The organism is Pseudomonas sp. BRM28 (assembly GCF_002939405.1).
GTDB classification, from domain to species: Bacteria; Pseudomonadota; Gammaproteobacteria; order Pseudomonadales; family Pseudomonadaceae; genus Aquipseudomonas; species Aquipseudomonas palmensis.
Genome location: NZ_PEFV01000001.1, coordinates 2,175,636 through 2,195,587 on the forward strand (window position 1 = coordinate 2,175,636; position 19,952 = coordinate 2,195,587).

At 65.3% G+C, this 19,952-nt stretch carries 23 protein-coding genes; 9 read left to right on the forward strand and 14 right to left on the reverse strand.

Features of this window, described 5'->3' with window-relative positions; all coding sequences use genetic code 11:
* Window positions 1–24 precede the first annotated feature (24 nt).
* The gene (locus CR917_RS10425; protein WP_043859822.1) at window positions 25–873 is read left to right on the forward strand and encodes a LysR substrate-binding domain-containing protein; all 849 of its coding nucleotides are present in this window, start codon (window positions 25–27) and stop codon (window positions 871–873) included.
* On the opposite strand, the gene CR917_RS10430 is transcribed toward CR917_RS10425, so the two are convergent.
* Together CR917_RS10430 and CR917_RS10435 are read right to left on the reverse strand one after the other, a co-directional pair.
* Window positions 860–2,503 carry an AarF/ABC1/UbiB kinase family protein gene (locus CR917_RS10430; protein WP_104572258.1) on the reverse strand — a complete coding sequence of 548 codons (1,644 nt, stop codon included), beginning with the start codon at window positions 2,501–2,503 and terminating at the stop codon, window positions 860–862. The genes CR917_RS10425 and CR917_RS10430 overlap by 14 nt on opposite strands.
* Window positions 2,504–2,599: 96 nt before the next feature.
* A complete protein-coding gene (locus CR917_RS10435; protein ID WP_104572259.1) occupies window positions 2,600–3,193 on the reverse strand; it encodes a D-Ala-D-Ala carboxypeptidase family metallohydrolase in 594 nt (197 codons plus the stop codon).
* An 87-nt stretch (window positions 3,194–3,280) separates the two neighbouring features.
* Here CR917_RS10435 and CR917_RS10440 point away from each other — a divergent pair, with 87 nt between their 5' ends.
* Window positions 3,281–4,405 carry a hypothetical protein gene (locus tag CR917_RS10440; RefSeq protein WP_043859819.1) on the forward strand — a complete coding sequence of 375 codons (1,125 nt, stop codon included), beginning with the start codon at window positions 3,281–3,283 and terminating at the stop codon, window positions 4,403–4,405.
* 88 nt (window positions 4,406–4,493) lie between these two features.
* Here CR917_RS10440 and can read toward each other — a convergent pair whose 3' ends face one another.
* The gene (gene can, locus CR917_RS10445) at window positions 4,494–5,132 is read right to left on the reverse strand and encodes a carbonate dehydratase (protein ID WP_043859818.1); all 639 of its coding nucleotides are present in this window, start codon (window positions 5,130–5,132) and stop codon (window positions 4,494–4,496) included.
* A 118-nt stretch (window positions 5,133–5,250) separates the two neighbouring features.
* Between can and CR917_RS10450 the strand changes: the two genes are divergently transcribed.
* Window positions 5,251–5,574, forward strand: coding sequence for a serine kinase/phosphatase (locus CR917_RS10450; RefSeq protein WP_104572260.1), 324 nt, complete (start codon window positions 5,251–5,253; stop codon window positions 5,572–5,574).
* Window positions 5,575–5,578: 4 nt separating this feature from the next.
* Here CR917_RS10450 and rimI read toward each other — a convergent pair whose 3' ends face one another.
* Both rimI and CR917_RS10460 read right to left on the reverse strand, forming a co-directional pair.
* Window positions 5,579–6,034: a ribosomal protein S18-alanine N-acetyltransferase gene (gene rimI / locus CR917_RS10455; protein WP_043859816.1), complete on the reverse strand. Its 456-nt coding sequence runs from the start codon at window positions 6,032–6,034 to the stop codon at window positions 5,579–5,581.
* On the reverse strand, window positions 6,027–6,809 hold the full coding sequence (locus CR917_RS10460) for a hypothetical protein (RefSeq protein ID WP_043859815.1): 783 nt from the start codon (window positions 6,807–6,809) through the stop codon (window positions 6,027–6,029). The genes rimI and CR917_RS10460 overlap by 8 nt, the downstream gene beginning before the upstream one ends.
* Window positions 6,810–6,975: 166 nt before the next feature.
* Between CR917_RS10460 and mksB the strand changes: the two genes are divergently transcribed.
* From mksB to mksF, 3 genes are read left to right on the forward strand one after another with little or no spacing between them, the layout of a single operon-like run.
* Complete coding sequence (gene mksB / locus CR917_RS10465) at window positions 6,976–8,253, forward strand: Mks condensin complex protein MksB (protein WP_078481776.1); 1,278 nt, start codon at window positions 6,976–6,978, stop codon at window positions 8,251–8,253.
* Window positions 8,243–8,944: an Mks condensin complex protein MksE gene (gene mksE / locus CR917_RS10470; protein ID WP_104572261.1), complete on the forward strand. Its 702-nt coding sequence runs from the start codon at window positions 8,243–8,245 to the stop codon at window positions 8,942–8,944. The genes mksB and mksE overlap by 11 nt, the downstream gene beginning before the upstream one ends.
* Window positions 8,941–11,775 (forward strand): Mks condensin complex protein MksF, encoded by a 2,835-nt coding sequence (gene mksF, locus CR917_RS10475; protein WP_054916262.1) that lies wholly within the window; start codon window positions 8,941–8,943, stop codon window positions 11,773–11,775. The genes mksE and mksF overlap by 4 nt, the downstream gene beginning before the upstream one ends.
* A gap of 107 nt (window positions 11,776–11,882) precedes the next feature.
* Here mksF and CR917_RS10480 read toward each other — a convergent pair whose 3' ends face one another.
* The 5 genes from CR917_RS10480 to rplU form a co-directional block, all read right to left on the reverse strand.
* Complete coding sequence (locus tag CR917_RS10480; RefSeq protein ID WP_043860223.1) at window positions 11,883–12,344, reverse strand: CreA family protein; 462 nt, start codon at window positions 12,342–12,344, stop codon at window positions 11,883–11,885.
* A 4-nt stretch (window positions 12,345–12,348) separates the two neighbouring features.
* Window positions 12,349–13,467, reverse strand: coding sequence for a glutamate 5-kinase (proB, locus tag CR917_RS10485; protein ID WP_043860222.1), 1,119 nt, complete (start codon window positions 13,465–13,467; stop codon window positions 12,349–12,351).
* Between the two features lie 75 nt (window positions 13,468–13,542).
* On the reverse strand, window positions 13,543–14,766 hold the full coding sequence (cgtA, locus tag CR917_RS10490) for an Obg family GTPase CgtA (protein ID WP_043860221.1): 1,224 nt from the start codon (window positions 14,764–14,766) through the stop codon (window positions 13,543–13,545).
* 191 nt (window positions 14,767–14,957) lie between these two features.
* Window positions 14,958–15,215, reverse strand: a complete 258-nt coding sequence (gene rpmA / locus CR917_RS10495) for a 50S ribosomal protein L27 (protein ID WP_010225698.1) — start codon at window positions 15,213–15,215, stop codon at window positions 14,958–14,960.
* 33 nt (window positions 15,216–15,248) lie between these two features.
* Entirely contained in the window at window positions 15,249–15,560 is a 312-nt protein-coding gene (gene rplU / locus CR917_RS10500) for a 50S ribosomal protein L21 (RefSeq protein WP_038614793.1), read from the reverse strand.
* 253 nt (window positions 15,561–15,813) lie between these two features.
* Between rplU and CR917_RS10505 the strand changes: the two genes are divergently transcribed.
* From CR917_RS10505 to CR917_RS10515, 3 genes are all read left to right on the forward strand, one after another.
* Window positions 15,814–16,782: a polyprenyl synthetase family protein gene (locus CR917_RS10505; RefSeq protein WP_104572262.1), complete on the forward strand. Its 969-nt coding sequence runs from the start codon at window positions 15,814–15,816 to the stop codon at window positions 16,780–16,782.
* Between the two features lie 99 nt (window positions 16,783–16,881).
* Window positions 16,882–17,223 (forward strand): zinc ribbon domain-containing protein YjdM, encoded by a 342-nt coding sequence (locus CR917_RS10510; RefSeq protein ID WP_043860219.1) that lies wholly within the window; start codon window positions 16,882–16,884, stop codon window positions 17,221–17,223.
* A 133-nt stretch (window positions 17,224–17,356) separates the two neighbouring features.
* Window positions 17,357–17,605, forward strand: a complete 249-nt coding sequence (locus CR917_RS10515) for a hypothetical protein (RefSeq protein WP_043860218.1) — start codon at window positions 17,357–17,359, stop codon at window positions 17,603–17,605.
* Window positions 17,606–17,684: 79 nt separating this feature from the next.
* Here the strand turns inward: CR917_RS10515 and CR917_RS10520 are convergent, their stop codons facing one another.
* The 4 genes from CR917_RS10520 to CR917_RS10535 all read right to left on the reverse strand — a co-directional run bounded on the left by CR917_RS10520 (window position 17,685) and on the right by CR917_RS10535 (window position 19,769).
* Window positions 17,685–18,302, reverse strand: coding sequence for an FKBP-type peptidyl-prolyl cis-trans isomerase (locus CR917_RS10520; protein ID WP_043860217.1), 618 nt, complete (start codon window positions 18,300–18,302; stop codon window positions 17,685–17,687).
* An 86-nt stretch (window positions 18,303–18,388) separates the two neighbouring features.
* The gene (locus CR917_RS10525) at window positions 18,389–18,694 is read right to left on the reverse strand and encodes a DUF6482 family protein (RefSeq protein ID WP_043860216.1); all 306 of its coding nucleotides are present in this window, start codon (window positions 18,692–18,694) and stop codon (window positions 18,389–18,391) included.
* 136 nt (window positions 18,695–18,830) lie between these two features.
* Complete coding sequence (locus CR917_RS10530; RefSeq protein ID WP_043860215.1) at window positions 18,831–19,319, reverse strand: TIGR00645 family protein; 489 nt, start codon at window positions 19,317–19,319, stop codon at window positions 18,831–18,833.
* A 108-nt stretch (window positions 19,320–19,427) separates the two neighbouring features.
* Window positions 19,428–19,769 carry a hypothetical protein gene (locus CR917_RS10535; protein WP_043860214.1) on the reverse strand — a complete coding sequence of 114 codons (342 nt, stop codon included), beginning with the start codon at window positions 19,767–19,769 and terminating at the stop codon, window positions 19,428–19,430.
* Window positions 19,770–19,952 lie beyond the last annotated feature (183 nt).

Below are 19,952 nucleotides of genomic sequence, written 5' to 3' on the forward strand. Positions count from 1 at the left end.
AATCCGCTAGTTTTCCTCACACATATGAAACTGCCCGCCCTCGCCGCCTTTCGCTATTTCGACGTCGCCGCCCAGACCGAAAGCTTCGTGCGCGCCGCCCAACAGCTCAACGTCACCCACGGTGCGGTGAGCCGTCAGGTGCGTCTGCTGGAAGAATCCCTGGGGGTGCAGTTGTTCGAGCGGCGCAACCGCGCCATTTTCCTCACGCCGGCCGGGCGCGCCCTGCACGACACCACCCTGTCGGTGTTCGAGCAGCTGCACGCCAGCGTGCAACGCCTGCAGCAGGCCCGCGACAACGTGCTGGTGCTGTCATGCGAGCCGACCATCGCGATGAAGTGGCTGATCCCGCGGCTGCCGGCGTTCCATGCCGCGCACCCGGACATCCAGCTGCACCTGGTGGCCGCCGGCGGGCCGGTGGACTTTGCCCGCAGCGGCATCGACCTGGCGCTGCGCCGCGACGACTTCCACTGGGATGCCAGCCTGCACAGCCTCAAGCTCTGCAACGAGGCAGTGGGGCCGGTGTGTCGCGCCGACCTGGCACTGCCCGACAAGGGCTTTGCCGGTACCCGCCTGCTGCACAGCGCCACCCGTCCCGACGCCTGGAAGCACTGGCTGCGCCTGAGCGGCCAGTCGGCCAGGGGCAGCAGCCGCGCCGGCTACGAACACTTCTACCTGTGCATCCAGGCAGCCCTGGCCGGGCTGGGCGTGGCGCTGGCCTCGCGCATGATGGTGCAGGACGAGCTCGACAGCGGGCAGTTGGTGGCACCCTACGGGTTCACCGAGGACGGTTCGGCCTACTACCTGCTGAGCCCCGAGCCCTTCGCTGCCGGCACGGCGCAGCGGCGCTTTGCCGACTGGCTCACGGGCTCTTGAACAGGCTGCGCAAAAACGCCAGCAAGCCGCCCAGGGTGGCGATCGCCGCCAGCCAGCTGACGGCGGGCAAGCCCAGCCACACCGGCCCGGCAGCGGCGATCTGCGGGCCGAAGGCAATCACCAGCGCACTGATCAGCAACGCCAGCGACAGCCGCGTCGAGGCCAGGCGCAACGAACGCTCCAGGCGCTCCAGCCCCGGCACATCGACGCGCATCTCCAGCACACCATGCTTGAAGCGGTTCACCAGCAGCCGCGTCAGCTGCGGCAATTCGCCGAGCAGGCCGCGTCCCAGTTCCAGGCCATCGAGCCCCAGGCGCCTGGCAATCTTCCAGCTCAGCTGCGCCTTGAGCTGAGCCCTGATCGCCGGTCTGGCGGTGGCCACCAGGTCCAGTTGCGGGTCCAGCCGGGTCAGTACGCCGTCGGCGGTCACCAGGGCCTTGAACAGCACCAGCAGGTCGGGCGGCAGCAGCAGGCGGTATTCGCGCATCAGCCCCAGAAAATCCTCGATCAGCGCGCCCATCTTCAGCGCCTTGCCGCCGTGACGCGCCATGTACTCGCCGGCCGCCTGCTCGATGGCGGGCATGTTGCGCACGCCGTCGTCGTTCCAGTCCACCAGCACCGTCACCAGTGCATCGCTGTTGCCCTCTGTCAGGGCGCGCATGAACGTCATCACCTCCAGCCGACGGCGCTCGCCAAGGCGCCCGACCATGCCGAAGTCGATGAAGCCCACGCGGTTGTCGTCCATGGCCTTGAGGTTGCCCGGGTGCGGGTCGCCATGGAACAGCCCGTCCTCCAGCAGCATCTTGATGAACGCGGCGGCGCCGCGGCTGGCCAGCAGGCTCGGGTCCAGGCCCTGCGCGATCAGCGCCTCGCGCTCCAGCGGGGTATGGCTGGGCAGGTACTGCTGCACCAGCAGCCGCTCGCTACTGTGGGCCCAGTAGATGCGCGGAATGACGATGTGCGGCTGGCTGGCGAAATTGGCCGCCACCGCGTCGCAGTGGCTGCCTTCCTGGGTGAAGTCCAGCTCTTCGAGCATGGCCCGGGCCAGTTGCCGCACCATCTTGCGCGGCTGGTAGTCGGCCAGGGCGGTGTTTTGCTCGACCAGTTGCGCAACGCTTTCGAGCAGTTGCAGGTCGGCGGTCATCTTGCGCCGCAGCCCCGGACGCTGAACCTTGACCACCACCTCCTCGCCCCCGAGCAGGCGTGCCCGATACACCTGGGCCATGGACGCCGCCGCCAGCGGGGTGGTGTCGAACTCGGCGAACACCTGGTCCAGTTCGGCGCCCAGGTCTTCGAGCACCTGGGCCTGCAGCTGCGCCCAGGGCAAGGTAGCGGCGCTGCTGTGCAGGGCCTGCAACTCGTCGATCCATGCCGCCGGCAATATGTCGCTGCGGCTGGAGAGGATCTGCCCGAGCTTGACGAAGGTCGGGCCCAGCGCCTCCAGCGCCCGCCGCACGCGTTGCGGGGTGCCTTCGTCGGCGGGCAGGCCGGCCACCGTTTCGGCCTCCCCCAGCAGCCTGCCCAGCCCCAGGCGGAACAGAACGTCCTGGGCGCCGAAGTTGGCCAGCACCACGACAATCTCGCGCACACGCTGATGATGCTTGAGCGCAGTCCAGGTCGATTCGAGCATGGGGCGAGTCCTCGGGGCGGGTTGATGTGCAGGGGGTGAACTACTTCCGTACCTTGCGGGGCCCAGGAGTTCCTCGCCCCGCCATCGCCGAGCTGTTCAGGAGCTGGGCGCCAGGCGCGGGCAAAACGACGAGTCGGCACTCAGGTCGCCGCCCCAGGTGCGGTAGCCGGCGGTGTCGATATGGATGCGCCCCGACGGGTAGCGGCCAAGCCCCATGTTCCAGGCCTGGCCCTGGGTCTGCCAGAACTCGCACAATGGTCGCGGATCGGCCCACGCCGGCAGCAGCAGGTCGACCGCGAAGGCGCGGGTATGCGCACTGTCGCGGGCACCACCGGCGCAGCGGTTGAGGGTGGGGTTGCGATAGGCCGAGACCACTTCGTAGGTTTTCAGGCGCTGCTGCTCGCCCAGGGTCTTGAGCAACTGCAGGGTCGAGCGTACCGCCGGCCACTGGTCGGGCGGCGCCACGGCGAACGGCTCGGCGTTGCACAGGCGCCAGTCGCTGGCCGAGCGCAGCAGCTGGTACAACGGCACTACCCCATACAGCCGCGCCTGCACCAGCATTTCGCGAAACGCGCGCGTATCGTGGCTGCCCGTCCACTGCGCGAACGACCACAGGTCGCGCTCGTCGGCGTGGGCCGGCAACACGCTCAACAGCCCGGCGAACAGTGCAATGCCCGGATACCCCTTCATGATCCTGCCCCCTTCCCCTCGTCCTGAGAACTACCCCAGTATGGCAAGCCTTCCGCACATCGGGAGTTCATCGACAAGGAGTTGAACATGCGTACACCTTTTGCCCTGGGCCTGATCGCCCTTGCCGCCAGCAGCGCCGTGCTGGCCGACGCCCGCGTACCGCTGGGCGATGCGCAGCGCGTGACCCGCCTATTCGCCTACCCCAACAACTGCGGGGTGATCTGCTTTCGCGACTGGTCGCTGGAGCGCACCGTGGAGCACTACCTGACCCAGAGCGTGCAGCGCGATGGCTACCCGACCGCCACGGTGACGGTGCGTCGCGAGCACGACCAGCTGCATGCCGACATCAGCGGCGTACCGACCACCTACGCTGCCCCGCTCAAGGCCCTGCTCGACAGCGGCGAACTGGCCTATGCAGGTGCCGACCGGCTCAATCGCGAGGGCAAGTGGGCGTACAACTGGGCGTTGTTCCTGCCGTTGGGCATGGCCCTGGAGAACCGGCGCAGCATCGAGCTGCTGCACTTTCCGCCGGACTACTCGCTGACCCAGGCCCAGGACTACCTGCGCTCCAACACCACCGACCGCTGGGCCCAGCTGCTGACCTTCAACGGCGTGCCGGCGCAACACACCCCGGCCTACCAGACCATCGTGGACATCGCGCCGATTGCCGCGCCAGCCAGTGCCGGCAAGGACCTAGAAGGGGTGTACGGGTATTTCACCGACTACCAGGTGCGCATGGTCAGGGACATGACCGCGGCCGCTGACGGCGCCAGCCTGCCGATGGTGGCGTTCGGTGCGCCGGTGCGCAGTTGGGTGCAGCAGCAGTACGGGCCAGAGGTGAAGGTACTGGGGCTGGTGAGCATCAGCCCGGTGCCTGGGCGCAACGTGCCGGTGCTGGGCGCAAATCACCCGAGCGCGATCTGGTACGCCGCCGACCCGAAGAACAACGACAACGACCCGGACAAGGCCGATGCGGCCGGTTTGCGGATGATGGGGCAGGACTTGAGCGCGGCGTGCTGGCAGGCGGGAATGGGGCGCAACCCGAAGGCGGATGCAAGTGCCACGCTGGGGGCATGCACGCAAAAATGGCAGGTGAAGGAGAAGAAGCAGACCTGCGGGCTGTTTTTCCGCACGGTACGCCAGATGACGCCGGAGCAGGCCCATGCCAAGTGCAATACGGGGGTGATGACGCGGGCGTTACGCAACCTGTAGGAGCCGGCGTTGCCGGCGAAGGCCGCACCACGGACAGGTAGCGCGGCCTTCGCCAGCCAGGCTGGCTCCTGCAACAGCCAATGGGCGGTCAGTCCTGCGGACGCAACCGGTACTGCGGCGGCAGCTGCTCGAACCCGCTGATGGTGGTGTTCAGGCTTTTCCACAGGCCATCCTTGATCCCGTAGATGCACCCATGGATCGACAGGCTCTGCCCGCGATGCCAGGCGTTCTGCACGATACTGGTGTGCCCCACGTTCGCCACCTGCTGGATCACGTTCAGCTCGCACAGGCGGTCGACCTGCTCTTCCTCGGTCGCCAGCTTGGACAATTCCACACGATGCTCGTAGTACACGTCGCGAATCGCCCGAAGCCAGCCGTCGATCAGGCCCAGCTGACGGTCCTGCATCGAGGCCCGCACGCCGCCGCAACCGTAGTGCCCGGTCACCAGGATGTGCTTGACCTTGAGTACGTCCACCGCGTACTGGATCACCGACAGGCAGTTGAGGTCGGTGTGCAGCACCACGTTCGCCACGTTGCGGTGCACGAACAGGTCGCCCGGCAGCATGCCGACGATCTCGTTGGCCGGCACCCGCGCATCCGAACAGCCGATCCAGAGGAATTCCGGAGTCTGCTGACGCGCCAGCTTGGCGAAGAAGTCCGGATCTTCCTGCTTGATCGCATCGGCCCAGCGCGCGTTGTTATCAATCAGTTCTTGTAGATCGTGCATGGTCAAGCCTCATGGGAATGCGCATGTGTGACTGGCGCCACCCCGTTCGGGTCACGCCTTTGAATCTTCCCGCCAGTGGCCGGTCCACCCCTTACAGGCCACCCGCAGGAGAATAGACATGACCGAATCACATCGCCCGCCGCATTCCCCGGAACCCGTACCGATCGATACCATCGACGACCAGATGGGCTCGGTGCAGCCGCTGGACTTCGATCAAGACCCACCGGTGACCGACACGCACTACGACCCCAGCGACGATGACCTGACGCCCGAAACCCTGATCCCCGAAGACGGCGCCCGCTCAGCCGATGAAGTCGGCGGCGACCACCCGGCCGACTGGGACCTGAGCGTAGTCGACGAAGATGACATTGGCGGCGGCAACGGCCTGGACGAGGCCGAACTGGCACGCCGCGACCCGCTGGACGGCAAGCGCGAGCGCTGAAGGGTTATTCTTCGAACAACGTGCAGGCCATCACCAGCGCATCTTCGCGGCCACCTGCCACCGGGTAGTAGTCGCGTCGCCGGCCGATCTCGTTGAAGCCGAAGCGCTCGTACAGGCGATACGCCGACTGGTTGCTGGCGCGCACTTCGAGGAAGCACTCGCGGCCGTTGCTGGCGTAGGCGCGCTTCATCAGCTCTTCGAGCAGGCGCAAGCCCAGGCCACGGCCCTGGCTTTCGGGCTTGACGGTGATGTTGAGCAGGTGCGCCTCGTCGATGATCACGTTGATCACGCCGTGGCCCACCTGCTGCTGGCCTTCGAACATCAGCCAGATTTCGTAGTTCTTCAGCCCGTCGAGAAAGATCCCCCGGGTCCATGGGTGGCTGAAGGCGGCGTATTCGATCTTCAGCACGGCATCCAGATCCGCCTCGGTCATGCGGCGAAAACTGATGTTGTCACTCATTGCGTGGTTTCCAGCGCGCCATCAGCCGGCGCATGGCTTGCCAGACGTGCGCCTTGCGGGCGGGCTCGTCCATCAACAGTTCAAGGCCAGGCAAGGCCCAGCAGTTGCCCAGGCCCTCCACCGGCAATTCGCGGTAGTACGCCTGCTCGTCGGCTTCACCGGCAAAGCGCACCGCCGGCAGGCCGACCAGCCACAGGCAGCTGCAGGGCGCCTCTTCAAGGCGGGCCTGGATGAAACCCTGGACAAAATCACGCGCCGCCAGCGGGCCCTGGTCGAGGGTGCCGCGCACCAGCAACGGCCAGCGTACCGGCTCGCCGATGATCTGCGGGCTGTCGGGCAGGCCGGCGGCGCGCAGCATGTCCTTGAGCAGCAGGTAGGACGGGTCGCGGCTCTGGAACGGCTGGCCGGTGACCAGCTCCACCAGCACCAGGCAATCGCCGGCACGCAGCAACTGCAAGGCAAAGCGGGGCGGCGGTACCAGCGCTGGCTTGACCACGGCGGCGGTTTCTTCGGCGTCGAGCACCGGCTTGCTGGCCGGCTTGGCGCTGACCGTCGGTCGCGGAATCTCGATTTTTGGCCGCTCGGCCGGCTTGGCAGCCGGTGCAGACGCCTTGGCTACCACTGCCGGCAGCACCACCGGCGCCTCGACCAGCGGTTCGGGTACCCGCAGCAGCTCGGGGCGCGATGGCGCGGCGAACGGCAGTTCGGCGCGCGGCAGCCAGTGCACCACTTGCATGGCGTTCAGGTAGGCGCGGCGGCGGGACTCGGTAAGCAAAGGGCGGCCATCTGTGGATAAGTCGGGGCGAGCATTCTACCGCCGTTACGCCGCCGTTGCAGGCACAAAACCGCCCGACAACACCGGCAAACGATCAGGGGGTGAATCGATCCCCCCCTGATGCAGTACAATCGGCGCTTTTACTTGGCAGCGAGTCGACCCGCCAATGATCGAACCCAAGCGCGTCCTGCGCGCCCTAGCCGAACACTGGGCCCTGCTCGAGCCGTTGTGCGAGCGCTTCGACGGGGGCACCCTGAGCCTGGCCGAGCTGCGCGGGCAACTGGCCGCACAACAGCTCGACAGTACGCCCCAGGACATCACCAACCTGCTGGACGTGTGGATTCGCCTGGACATCCTGGTCCCGGTGGCCAAGAGCCCGAACCGCTTCGAGCTCAACGCCCAGATCCACGACTTCCTGGCCTACCTGCGGCGCGAGCACCGCCTGGGCCTGTGCCTGGAGATCGAAGCCTACCTGCGCCACCTCGAGCGCCTGGCCGGGCATATCCAGGACGCCTTCGACATCCGCGACGGCAACGACCTGGCGCGCCAGCTGCGTCTGCTCGACATGCGCGTGCGTGACGTGCTGAAAAAACTCGACAACGACGAGCAGGCGCTGGTGGCGGTGGCCGAGCGGGCCAAGACCAGCGACCGGCAGATCCCGCTGCGCCAGCGCTACGCCGAAGTGCTGGCCACCTGGGACGAATACGTCGAGCCGATGATCCAGCTGGTGAACGCCGACGGCGCCTTCGAACAGGGCGTGCGCAAGGTCGAGACCGTGCTGTTGCGCCTGCTGGGCGAGCAGGCGCGACTGGGCCACCTGGTCGATGACGACATGCTGCTGCGCACCCACGCGCGCATCCTCGAGATGCAGACCAGCGCCCAGCTGACCCTGCGCCACGCCCGCGAGCTGCTGCTGCCGCTGCGTGAAGAGGCGCGCCGGCACAACGCCGTGACCCGTGGCGCCGCACTGGCGCTGTCGGTGATCCGGCGCAAGGGCATCGACGCCGTGCCGCAGGCGGCCATGCCGCTGTTCACCCGCCCGCAGAGCACCTTCCTCGGCAGCGCCAGCCAGGTCGAGGCCTACGTGTATGCCCTGGCCCGCTTCGAAGCCAAGCCGGCGCAGTTCCCCAAGGCGCACAAGAGCCACAAGGGCGACGCGCCGCGTGCACCGCGCACGGTCAAGGAAATGCTCGAGCGCTGCGAAGACGCCCTGCCGCTGCCCGACCTGATGGTGTGGCTGCTGGAGCAGGAGCCCGAAGGCGCCACCGACGAACTGCTGTACTGGTTCTCGCGCCTGTCGCGGGAAAAACGCTTTACCCGCGCGCGCCTGGAGCGCCGCGAGTACACCACTCAGGAACACCTGGTCAGCCTGCGCTCGTTCGCCCTGACTTCAAGCCGCGAACCGTCGCCCGAGCCTACTGCGAGCCCTACCCATGCATCTTGATCTTTCCGAACTGTCCCAGCTCGCACCGATCTTCCGCGAGCTGTTCAAGGGCTTCCACATCAGCCGGCGCGACCCGGAGCTGTACGCCCAGCTGTCGAACTTCCAGGACCAGTACCGCGGCCTGTTCAAGGCTCTGGGCTTCGAACTGGTGTGCGACACCCGTGGCTTCTACTACTTCGTGCCGGAACTGACCGCTGCCCAGGTCAACAAGACCGCCCAGCGCCTGTCGCTGTTCACCTTCATCCTGGTGGAGCACCTGGCCGACCAGGGCCGCGACCCGATGTCGGTGCTCGACGGCGGCAGCCTGGGGCGCGACGAGCTGCCCTCGCTGCTGGAAAAGTACCGCGACCTGTTCCTGCAGGCCGAGGTGCAGACCCCCGACGAGCTGGAAGAGAAGATCATGCGCCGCATGACCCAGCTCGGCTTTGCCAGCGAAGACAACGGCATCTACCGCTTCCTGCCGCCGATGCACCGCTTCCTCGACGTGTGCCTGTCGGTGCAGCAGGACCGCGACCTGGCCGCCAGCCTGCACAGTGCCCTGCCGCTGCCGACCCCGGTGCTGGTGGTGGAAGAAACCCCTGAAGAGCTGAACAGGACCGACGACCCGCTCGACCTGAGCCCGTTCGAGGAAAGCGAAGAAGACGCCTTGGCCCGTGCCATTGCCCAAGAGCAACAGGAGATTGACGCATGAGCCAGGACCGCTACGGCATTCGCCGCTTTGCATTGCTCAACACCGCCGGCTACAGCCTGGGCCTGTTCCCGCTGGAGCACCCGCTGTCGGTGTACGGCGCCAACAACCTGGGCAAGAGTGCGTCGATCAACGCCCTGCAGTTCCCGATCCTGGCGCGCATGTCGGACATGAGCTTCGGCAAGTACAGCCTGGAGCAGTCACGCCGCTTCTACTTCGCCAGCGACACCAGCTACATCCTCTGCGAGGTCAACCTGCCCCACGGCCCGCACGTGATCGGCGTGGTCGGGCGCGGCCCTGGCGGCGGCTTCGGCCACCAGTTCTTCGCCTATGCCGGCGAGCTGGACCTGGGCCACTACCAGAAGAACGACACCTGCCTGCGCCAGAAGGAGCTGTTCACCAACCTGGAGCGCAACGGCCTGAAAGCCTACGAGCTCAAGCCCGACGAACTGCGCCGGCTGCTGGTGGGCGGGCACACCTCGGTGCCGCTGGACCTGACTCTGATTCCGCTGCGCTCCACCAGCGAGCAGAGCCTGAAGACCTTCCGCGCCCTGTTCATCAACCTGCTGCACATGCGCGAGATTACCGCGGCCAAGCTCAAGCAGCTGTTCCTCGATGCGTTCGAGCACAGCCTGCGCTCGGGCAGCGTCGACTACATCGCTGCCTGCGAAGAAGCCTTCCGCGACGTGCGGCGCATGGAACAGGACTACAACTCGCTGGTAGCCGCCGGCCCGCTGGTCGAGGCCCTGGCCAATGGCGTGGCCCAGCGCGACATCCTGCGCGGCAAGCTGCACCGCCTGTCACCGCTGCTCGACCAGTTGCTCGGCACCTGGCAGGACTACGCCGGCGCACGCAAGGAAGAACTGGTGCTGCAGGCCGAGCACTACAGCCACGAGCAGGACGCGCTGCAGAACAACCAGCGCGGCGGCACCCAGGAGCTGATGCGCCTGGAACGCGAAATGACCGGTATCCAGCGCTGGCTGGGCGAACTGTCGGTGCTCAAGCACCGCTTCGCGCTGGTGGATGACGTCAAGGTGCTGGAGCAGCAGCTGCTGGCCGCCAAGGACGCCCACGACGAACTGGCCGGTGCCCTGGCGCAGTCGCGCCAGTTCAGCGCCGAGGACCTGGAAGAGCGCCTGCGCGACCTGGAGAAACGCCTGAAGTCGGTCAAGCAGCAGCTCGACCATGCCGACAACAACAGTTATGCACGCCTGCGCGAAGAGTTCTCGCAGCAGGACGTCGAGCGCCTGATGCGCCTGTTCAACGGTGCGCTGTTCAGCCTGCCGCTGGGCGAGCGCGGCATTGAGCTGGATGACAGCGACGTGTGGGTCAAGTCTCTGGAAGCGGTACTCGACGGCTTCAAGGGCGAGCGCTTCGAGGCGCCGGGGCTGTCCATCGACCTCAGCCATATCGAGCCGCCGGCCTTGCAGGCTCTGGCCGACCGCGCCGCGCTGCGCGACCAGAAGGAGCGCCTGGAAAAAGAGCTCAAGCAGCTCAAGACCCAGCAAGCCGTGGCCGCCGACCGCGCCGCGAGCAAGACCCAGACCGAAGCGCTGTACCAGCAGGTGCTGGATGCGCAAAAGGCCCTGGAAGACTACCGCCGTACCCAGACCCTGTCGGCCGAGGAAGGCGACAAGCTGGAACAGCTGGCGCAGATGGAGGCGGCCCAGGACGAGCTCAAGCGCTCCAGCGACGCGTTCACCGAGCGCGTGCAGCAACTGTCGGCCAAGCTGCAACTGGTCGGTCGCCAGATCGCCGACATGGAGGCCAAGCAGCGCACCCTCGACGACGCCCTGCGCCGTCGCCAGCTGCTGCCGGCCGACCTGCCGTTCGGCACGCCGTTCATGGACCCGGTCGACGACTCCATGGACAACCTGCTGCCGCTGCTCAACGACTACCAGGACAGCTGGCAGGGCCTGCTGCGGGTGGATGGCCAGATCGAGGCGCTGTACGCCCAGGTACGCCTCAAGGGCGTGGCCAAGTTCGACAGCGAAGACGACATGGAGCGCCGCCTGCAGCTGCTGATCAACGCCTATGCGCACCGTACCGACGAAGCCCTGACCCTGGGCAAGGCGCGGCGCGCGGCGGTGACCGACATCGCGCGTACCCTGCGCAACATCCGCAGCGACTACGACAGCCTCGAGCACCAGCTGGCACTGTTCAACCGCGAGATCAACAAGCGCCAGGTATCCAACCTGCAGAGCTTTCGCATCGTGCTGGCGCCGAACAAGGAAGCGCTCAAGCACATCGACCAGATCATCCACAGTGCCGGCCAGTACGAGGAAGGCGAGACCCTGTCGGTGTTCGACCTGAGCCAGAGCGCCGAGCAAGACAACAAGAACGAAGAGGCCAAGGAGTACCTGGCGCGGCTGGTGGCAGCCAACCACAACCAGCTGGGCCTGAAGGACCTGTTCGAGCTGGCGTTCGAGATCACCAAGGTAGGCGGCCAGCCGATCATCCATACCGACATCGATGGCGCGGCCTCCAACGGCACCACCATGACCATCAAGGCGCTGACCAACATGTACCTGTTGCTGCACCTGATGGACCGCGACCAGGCCGGGCGCGTGCGCCTGCCGTACTACCTGGACGAGGCGGCCGACATCGACGAACGCAACCAGGCGGCATTGCTGGAGACCAGCCTGCAGTTGGGCTTCGTGCCGATTCTGGCGAGCGTGAAGCCGCAGGTATCGGCGCACGTTGCAATCGACCTGGAGGGCGGTAGCGGGCCGAACGGGATCTACATCGACGAGGCGGACTGGAAGTACATCAGCCGTCGCGATCAGGTGAAGGTCGAGGTGCGGGAAGTGGAGGTTGAGCCGGCGTCGATCTGACGGCCTTGGGGGCCCTTTGGGCCCCATCGCGGGTCAAGCCCGCTCCCACAGAGGGCACCATTGGACCTGTGGGAGCGGGCTTGACCCGCGATGGATTCAACGCGGTCTTATTCTGCCCAAGGCAGAATCGGAATCGCTGTCACCGCGTTCTGCGGGCTGCCTTCGATCAGGCGGTCGCTGTACACCAGGTACACCAGCGTGTTGCGCTTCTTGTCCAGAAAGCGCACAACCTGCATGGTCTTGAACACCAGCGAGGTGCGCTCCTTGAACACTTCATCGCCATCCTTGAGCTCGCCCTTGAAGCGAATCGGCCCCACCTGACGGCAGGCGATCGACGCCTCGGCACGGTCTTCGGCCAACCCCAGCCCACCCTTCACGCCGCCGGTCTTGGCGCGCGACAGGTAGCAGGTCACGCCCTCCACCTTGGGGTCGTCGAACGCCTCGACCACGATGCGGTCGTTGGGCCCGACGAACTTGAACACCGTCGACACCTGGCCGATTTCCTCGGCACCGGCCAGCATCGGCAAGGCCAGCAAGGCGGCTGCAAAAATCCCTTTGATCACGCTCATTTCCTCATACCAGAATCAGGTTGTCGCGGTGCACCAGTTCCGGCTCGGCGCTGTAGCCCAGCACGGCCTCGATGGCCTCGGATGACTGGCCGATGATCTTCTGCGCTTCCAGCGCACTGTAGTTGGCCAGGCCGCGGGCCACCTCAAGGCCGTCCGGCCCTACGCACACGACCATCTCGCCACGCCGGAAACTGCCCTGCACGGTCTTGACGCCCACCGGCAGCAGGCTCTTGTTGGCCTGGCGCAAGGCCTGCACCGCACCGGCGTCCAGCACCAGGGTGCCGCGGGTCTGCAGGTGCCCGGCCAGCCATTGCTTGCGTGCCGCGAGCATGCCGCGCTCGGGCGAGAGCAAGGTGCCCAGGCGCTCGCCGGCCTTGAGGCGGTCGAGCACGCGCTCGATGCGCCCGCCGACGATGATGGTGTGCGCCCCCGACCGCGCGGCCAGGCGCGCCGCACGCAGCTTGGTCTGCATGCCGCCACGCCCCAGTGCGCCACCGGTGCCGCCGGCCACGGCGTCCAGCGCCGGGTCATCGGCGCGCGCCTCGTAGATCAGCTGGGCTTCGGGGTTGTTGCGCGGGTCGGCATCGAACATGCCGTCGCGGTCGGTGAGGATCACCAGCAGGTCGGCTTCCACCAGGTTGGCCACCAGTGCGGCCAGGGTGTCGTTGTCGCCGAAGCGGATCTCGTCGGTGACCACGGTGTCGTTCTCGTTGATCACCGGTACCACGCCCAGCTCCACCAGGGTGCGCAGGGTGCTGCGGGCATTGAGGTAACGCTTGCGGTCGGAGAGGTCGTCGTGGGTCAGCAGAATCTGCGCGGTGTGCCGGCCATGCTCGGCAAAGCTCGACTCCCAGGCCTGCACCAGGCCCATCTGGCCGATGGAGGCGGCAGCCTGCAGCTCGTTCATCGCACTCGGTCGCTTGCTCCAGCCCAGGCGGCTCATGCCGGCAGCCACGGCCCCCGAAGAGACCAGCACCAACTCGACCCCTGCCTCATGCAGGGCCACCATCTGCTCGACCCACACGCCCATCGCCGCGCGGTCCAGGCCCTTGCCATCCGCCGTCAGCAACGCGCTGCCGATTTTCACGACCCAGCGCTGCGCACCCGTCACCTTGCTCCGCATCTTCTTCCAACCTATAGAGATCTTTAGATACCAAAACGCCGCTTGAAAAAGCGGCGTTTAGTGTACTGCAACGAATCAGTCGCGCACGTAAATGATTTCCGGGCCGTCTTCGTCGTCTTCCCAGTCGTCATCGTCATCATCGTCGCCGATGTCGTGCACGCTCTTGACGCCGGTACGGCGCAGGGCGCGCGCGTCGTCCAGGGCCTGCAGCTGGGCACGGGCCTCGTCTTCGATGCGCTGGTCGAGGTCGGCCAGCTCGTCGCGGTAGGCAGGGTCGGCCGCCAGGCGGTCGGCACGGTCTTCGAGGTAGCGCATGATGTCGCGGCTGAGCTGCTCGGTGCCCTGCTTGGAGATCGCCGAGATCACGTACACCGGGCCTTCCCACTGCAGGCGCTCGACCACTTCCTTGACGCGCTCGTCGCGCTCGTCGTCCATCAGCATGTCGGTCTTGTTCAGCACCAGCCAGCGGTCACGCTCGGCCAGCGACGGGCTGAAGCGGGTCAGCTCGTTGACGATGACTTCGGCGGCGTCGGCGCTGCTGCTTTCATCCAGCGGGGCCAGGTCGACGAGGTGCAGCAGCAGGCGGGTACGCGCCAGGTGCTTGAGGAAGCGGATACCCAGGCCGGCGCCTTCCGAAGCGCCTTCGATCAGGCCGGGGATGTCGGCGATGACGAAGCTCTTCCAGCGGTCGACGCTGACCACGCCCAGGTTCGGCACCAGGGTGGTGAACGGGTAGTCGGCGACTTTCGGCTTGGCGGCCGACACCGAACGGATGAAGGTGGATTTGCCGGCATTGGGCAAGCCCAGCAGGCCGACGTCGGCCAGCACTTTCATTTCCAGTTTCAGGTCACGCTGCTCCCCGGGCTTGCCCGGGGTGGTCTGGCGTGGCGCACGGTTGGTGCTGGACTTGAAACGGGTGTTGCCCAGGCCGTGCCAGCCGCCCTGCACCACCATCAGTTTCTGCCCGGCCTTGACCAGGTCGCCGATCACTTCCTGGGTGCCCGCGTCGATCACGGTGGTGCCGACCGGCACGCGCAGGATCAGGTCGTCGCCCTTCTTGCCGGTGCAGTCGGTGCTGCCGCCATTGGAGCCGCGCTGGGCCTCGAAGTGACGGGTGTAGCGGTAGTCGACCAGGGTGTTGAGGTTTTCGTCGGCAACCATGTACACCGAGCCGCCGTCGCCACCATCGCCACCGTTGGGGCCACCGTTCTCGATGAACTTCTCGCGGCGGAAGCTCATGCAACCGTTACCGCCGTCACCGGCCTTGACCTTGATCGATACTTCGTCAACAAACTTCATAAAAACCGCCTCTCGTCAGTTGGACGAGCTGAGTGACACAAAGACATAAGGCTCTTGCAAAAGTGAGCGCGGCGGCCCCGATACGGCCAGAACACCAGCGCCGGCAGCCCATACAAACAGCTTTGCAAGAGACTCACCCCACAAACGAAAAAGCCCCGTCGCGAGACAGGGCTTTTCCAGCGATCGCGCGATTACTCGGCAACGACGCTCACGTAACGACGACCGAAGGCGCCTTTTACTTCGAACTTGATCTTACCCGCGATCTTGGCGAACAGGGTGTGATCCTTGCCCATGCCAACGCCGTAGCCAGCGTGGAATTGGGTGCCGCGCTGACGCACGATGATGTTGCCCGGGATGATAGCCTGGCCGCCATACATCTTCACGCCAAGGCGTTTGGCTTCTGAGTCGCGACCGTTACGGGTACTACCACCAGCTTTTTTGTGTGCCATGGTTCAATTCTCCAGAAATGGGGATTTGGGCGATTAAGCCGAAATACCGGTGATCTTGATTTCGGTGAACCACTGGCGGTGGCCCATACGCTTCATGTGGTGCTTACGGCGGCGGAACTTGATGATGCGCACTTTGTCGTGACGACCTTGCGAGATCACTTCAGCAACAACCTTGGCACCAGCAACGACTGGAGCGCCGATGTTCACGTCGTCGCCATTGGCAACCAACAGAACGCGGTCGAAAGTCACGGATTCGCCAGTGGCGACTTCCAGTTTTTCGATTTTCAGGTATTCACCTTCGGCGACTTTGTACTGCTTGCCACCGGTAACAATTACTGCGTACATGGGTATTTCTCCGATAATCCTGCTCACCCAGCTCTTTATAGGAAGAGTATTGGCTGGCATGGCTGCATAGGGCTGGAACGGCCCAGTGCAATTGCGTAAGGCAGGTGCTGCCCAGGAAGTTCAGGGTGCGCGATTGTACGCAAGCCAGCTTTGCCTTGCAAGTGTGGCCATTGACCCCACGGGCAGTGCGCCTTGACACGCCGGGACCCGCAACCTAGCATGCCGCGCAACCCTTATGGAGCACCTGTGGCCGATGCAACCCCAAGCTTTCTACCGTGCGGTAGCGGACGACTTCAGCGCCGTTGACGAGATCATCAAGAAGCAGCTGACTTCGCGTGTGCCGCTGGTATCGAAAATCGGCGACTATATTACCTCGGCCGGGGGCAAGCGTCTGCGCCCGCTGCTGGTGTTGCTGTGCGGCAAGGCACTGGGCCGCGAAGGCGACGACCTGCGCCTGCTGGCAGCCACCATCGAGTTCCTGCACACCGCCACCCTGCTGCATGACGACGTGGTCGACATGTCGGGCATGCGCCGTGGCCGCTCTACCGCCAATGCCCTGTGGGGCAACGCGCCAAGCGTGCTGGTGGGCGACTTCCTGTACTCGCGCTCGTTCGAGATGATGGTCGAGCTGGGCTCGATGCCGGTCATGCAGATCCTCTCCAAGGCCACCCGCGTGATTGCCGAGGGTGAAGTGCTGCAGCTGTCGCGCATTCGCGACGCCAGCACCACCGAGGAAGTCTACATAGACGTCATCCGCGGCAAGACCGCCATGCTGTTCGAAGCTTCCACCCACAGCGCCGCCGCACTGGCCGGCGCCAGCGATGAACAGCGCGAAGCCCTGCGTACCTTCGGCGACCACCTGGGCGTGGCCTTCCAGTTGGTCGACGACCTGCTCGACTACAAGGGCGACGCCGAGACCCTGGGCAAGAACGTCGGTGACGACCTGGCCGAAGGCAAGCCGACCCTGCCGCTGATCTACACCATGCGCGAAGGCACCCCCGAGCAGGCGGCGCTGGTGCGCCAGGCCATCCAGAAAGGTGGCCTTGAAGACCTGGAGAGCATCCGCAACGCAGTGGAGGCCGCCGGCGCGCTGGAGTACACCGCACAGATGGCGCGTGACTACGTGGCCCGTGCCATCGCCTGCCTGGACGTGCTGCCGGCCAGCGAATACCGCGATGCGCTGGTCGAACTCAGCGAATTCGCCGTCGCCCGCACGCACTGATCCCCTGCCCCGGCCCATCGCTCGATGGGCCTGCTTTTCCTCTGGCCGGCAAAACCCTATACAATGTGGGTTTTCTGCACGTAGTCCTGAGGAACCGTAGTGAGCACTTTGCCACCCTGCCCCAAATGCAACTCCGAATACACCTACGAAGACGCCAGCCAGCTGATCTGCCCCGAGTGCGCCCACGAGTGGTCGGCCAGCGGTGAAGCCGAAGCGGCCAGCGACGAAGCGGTGAAGAAGGATTCGGTGGGCAACGTCCTGCAGGACGGCGACACCATCACCGTGATCAAGGACCTCAAGGTCAAGGGCACCTCGCTGGTGGTCAAGGTCGGCACCAAGGTCAAGAACATCCGCCTGTGCGACGGCGACCACGACATCGACTGCAAGATCGACGGCATCGGCCCGATGAAGCTGAAATCGGAATTCGTGCGCAAGGTCTGACCCCTGCCTGCCCGGGGCTGCACTCGCAGCCTCGACCCTACCGCCCGGCGGTAATCGCAAGAAAAATCCAATAGTCACTTGCTATTTTGATAATAAGAATTATTCTCATTGAACGCTTTCAAGGAGAATAGCCATGACTTATCTGATAGACGCCTGGCTTGACCGCCCCCATCCGTACCTGCGCATCCTGCACCGCGAAACCGGCGAGGTATGCGCCGTGCTCGAAGAAGACGCGCTGGGCGAACTGCGCGACCAGGGCGACCTGGATCTTCACGGGTTGAATTCGAGCGAGCCTGTGGTGCTCAAGGAGCTGGTGAGGAATCTGTTCCTGTTCTGCTATGCCCGGGCGTTGCGCCCTGGGGGTGGCGCGCAGTGGAACTGAAAACGCTTCGCCGGCAAGGCCGGCTCCTACACGGGTACGCGCTGACCCTGTAGGAGCCGGCCTTGCCGGCGAAGAGGTATTACAGTACGTCCAGCAGCTCGACGTCGAACACCAGCACGCTGTGCGGCGGGATGCTGCCAACGCCCTGGGCGCCGTAAGCCAGCTCGCTCGGTACGTACAGGCGCCATTTGCTGCCCGCGTTCATCAGTTGCAGGGCCTCGGTCCAGCCAGCGATCACGCCGCCGACCGGGAATTCTGCCGGCTGGCCACGCTCGTAGGAGCTGTCGAACACGGTGCCGTCGATCAGGGTGCCGTGGTAGTGGGTGCGCACGCTGTCTTCACGGCTTGGCTTGGCGCCTTCACCGGCAGTCAGTACTTCGAACTGCAGGCCCGAGGCCAGGGTGGTGATGCCGTCACGCTTGGCGTTCTCGGCCAGGAAGGCCTTGCCTTCGCCAGCGGCCGCTTCGGCCTTGGCAGCCGCTTCGGCCTGCATGATTTCACGGATGACCTTGAAGCTGGCCGACAGGTCTTCTTCGCTGACGCGGCTGGCCTGGCCATTGAAGGCGTCGGTCAGACCGGCCAGGATCGCGTCCAGGTTGACGCCCGGTGGCGGGTTGTCACGCAGCTGGCCACCCAGCTGACGGCCAATGCCGTAGCTGACGCGGGTTTCGTCGGTGGACAGGTTGAGTTCGGACATGTTTCTGCTCCGCTACAGGGCGCACAAAAGCCGCGCCCGCTGTGAAAAGGGCAAGCAGCCTAGCACACTGCGGCAAAGCAGTTCAGCTACCAGGCAGTACGTCGCGGCATCGGCACCTTGAGGTCTTCTTCGGGGGTGCCGTGCAGGCCGCACATCTCGTCCTGCACCGACCAGTGCACCAGGTGCAGCGGCACGGCGGGCAAGCCATTGAGCAGGCGCTGGCCATCGACCACCGAGTGCACCTTGAGACGTACCCCCTTGGCATCCAGCAACGGGTGCGCCTTGCCCTTGACCCGGGCCTCGAGCACGAAGTCCCCCCCTTCGATGGCGATCAGGTTCAGTTCGTCCACGCGGCCGGCCCTGGCCTCGCTGTTCAGTTCATGCAGGTTCATTGCGATACCTCGCTACTGGAACATTCCACAGGCCGTTCATTTTTTGTACAGCATCGACCAAAGCACAAGCCAGAAACGCAACCGCCCGTCCGTTATGCACCGGACGGGCGGCTGACAAGGCGTGATACCCCGCAGGTCAGTGCTTGGTCATCTTGTCCAGGTAGCCCATGGCGAACGCCGAGACCACGAAGGTCATGTGGATGATCACGTACCACATCAGGTACTGGGTCTCGATGTTGCGCGCGTCCATGAACACCCGCAGCAGGTGGATGGAGGAGATCGCCACGATCGAGGCGGCCACCTTCATCTTCAGCGAGGAAGAGTCCATCTTGCCCAGCCAGTTGAGCTTTTCGGTGCCTTCGGCGATATCCAGCTGCGACACGAAGTTCTCGTAGCCGGAGATCATCACCATCACCAGCAGGCCGCCCACCAGGGCCATGTCGATCAGCGACAGCAGTACCAGGATGAGGTCGGACTCGGCCAGCGAGAAGACGTTGGGCAGCACATGGAAGATCTCCTGAAAGAACTTCAGCGCCAACGCCAGCAGCCCCAGGGACAGGCCAAAATAGATGGGTGCGAGCAGCCAGCGTGAGGCGTACATCGCATTTTCGATAAAGCGTTCCATTGAGCAGATCACCAGGTGGCTGGAAAAAAACGAGCGCGAGTATAGCAGCCACCTGTGACAGGAAAAGCCCGCGACACGCTGCCACAGGCCGGAGGATGAACGGTCGGCTCAGGTGTCGGGGTTGGACTGCAGGTCACCCACATGGTGAACCCGTTCGCCGTTGATGCGACGCAGCTGCGCCTGCAGGTGCACGCACCAGATCTGCGGGTCGTCGGCCACCTGGTAGCCGTGCAGGGTCAGGCTGTCGACAATCGCGCTGAGCACCGACTCGGCCACGAACGGCCCGTGAAACGGCCCCTGGGCCTTGATCGCGGAGGGTTGCTCGCCGGCCATGCCGGCGGCGAACAGCAGTGTCCACATGCCGGTGTCACCGGCCAGCGGGCGGATACGGCACTCAATGCGGGTCACCAGGCCCAGGCATTGACGGGTAAGGCTGAGGGTACGCGGCATGGCGACGGTCCTCGGTGAGGCGTTGCGTAGCCTGTGGCCAGGCTGGTTTCGATCCTTTTGCGCACGACGGTCCATGCCTTGAGGATAGAAGAAATCCGCCGGCGACAAGCGGTCGGCGCCGAGCGGTCATGTGCCGTGCGCCGAACTGCCCCCTTCGCCCGTAATGCCGACTCCCACGTGTGG

Coding starts and splice junctions, on each gene's coding strand:
- CR917_RS10425 (WP_043859822.1), top strand. CDS start 25: ATGAAACTGCCCGCCCTCGCCGCCTTTCGCTATTTCGACGTCGCCGCC.
- CR917_RS10430 (WP_104572258.1), bottom strand. CDS start 2,503: ATGCTCGAATCGACCTGGACTGCGCTCAAGCATCATCAGCGTGTGCGC.
- CR917_RS10435 (WP_104572259.1), bottom strand. CDS start 3,193: ATGAAGGGGTATCCGGGCATTGCACTGTTCGCCGGGCTGTTGAGCGTG.
- CR917_RS10440 (WP_043859819.1), top strand. CDS start 3,281: ATGCGTACACCTTTTGCCCTGGGCCTGATCGCCCTTGCCGCCAGCAGC.
- can (WP_043859818.1), bottom strand. CDS start 5,132: ATGCACGATCTACAAGAACTGATTGATAACAACGCGCGCTGGGCCGAT.
- CR917_RS10450 (WP_104572260.1), top strand. CDS start 5,251: ATGACCGAATCACATCGCCCGCCGCATTCCCCGGAACCCGTACCGATC.
- rimI (WP_043859816.1), bottom strand. CDS start 6,034: ATGAGTGACAACATCAGTTTTCGCCGCATGACCGAGGCGGATCTGGAT.
- mksB (WP_078481776.1), top strand. CDS start 6,976: ATGATCGAACCCAAGCGCGTCCTGCGCGCCCTAGCCGAACACTGGGCC.
- mksE (WP_104572261.1), top strand. CDS start 8,243: ATGCATCTTGATCTTTCCGAACTGTCCCAGCTCGCACCGATCTTCCGC.
- mksF (WP_054916262.1), top strand. CDS start 8,941: ATGAGCCAGGACCGCTACGGCATTCGCCGCTTTGCATTGCTCAACACC.
- CR917_RS10480 (WP_043860223.1), bottom strand. CDS start 12,344: ATGAGCGTGATCAAAGGGATTTTTGCAGCCGCCTTGCTGGCCTTGCCG.
- proB (WP_043860222.1), bottom strand. CDS start 13,467: ATGCGGAGCAAGGTGACGGGTGCGCAGCGCTGGGTCGTGAAAATCGGC.
- cgtA (WP_043860221.1), bottom strand. CDS start 14,766: ATGAAGTTTGTTGACGAAGTATCGATCAAGGTCAAGGCCGGTGACGGC.
- rpmA (WP_010225698.1), bottom strand. CDS start 15,215: ATGGCACACAAAAAAGCTGGTGGTAGTACCCGTAACGGTCGCGACTCA.
- rplU (WP_038614793.1), bottom strand. CDS start 15,560: ATGTACGCAGTAATTGTTACCGGTGGCAAGCAGTACAAAGTCGCCGAA.
- CR917_RS10505 (WP_104572262.1), top strand. CDS start 15,814: ATGCAACCCCAAGCTTTCTACCGTGCGGTAGCGGACGACTTCAGCGCC.
- CR917_RS10515 (WP_043860218.1), top strand. CDS start 17,357: ATGACTTATCTGATAGACGCCTGGCTTGACCGCCCCCATCCGTACCTG.
- CR917_RS10520 (WP_043860217.1), bottom strand. CDS start 18,302: ATGTCCGAACTCAACCTGTCCACCGACGAAACCCGCGTCAGCTACGGC.
- CR917_RS10525 (WP_043860216.1), bottom strand. CDS start 18,694: ATGAACCTGCATGAACTGAACAGCGAGGCCAGGGCCGGCCGCGTGGAC.
- CR917_RS10530 (WP_043860215.1), bottom strand. CDS start 19,319: ATGGAACGCTTTATCGAAAATGCGATGTACGCCTCACGCTGGCTGCTC.
- CR917_RS10535 (WP_043860214.1), bottom strand. CDS start 19,769: ATGCCGCGTACCCTCAGCCTTACCCGTCAATGCCTGGGCCTGGTGACC.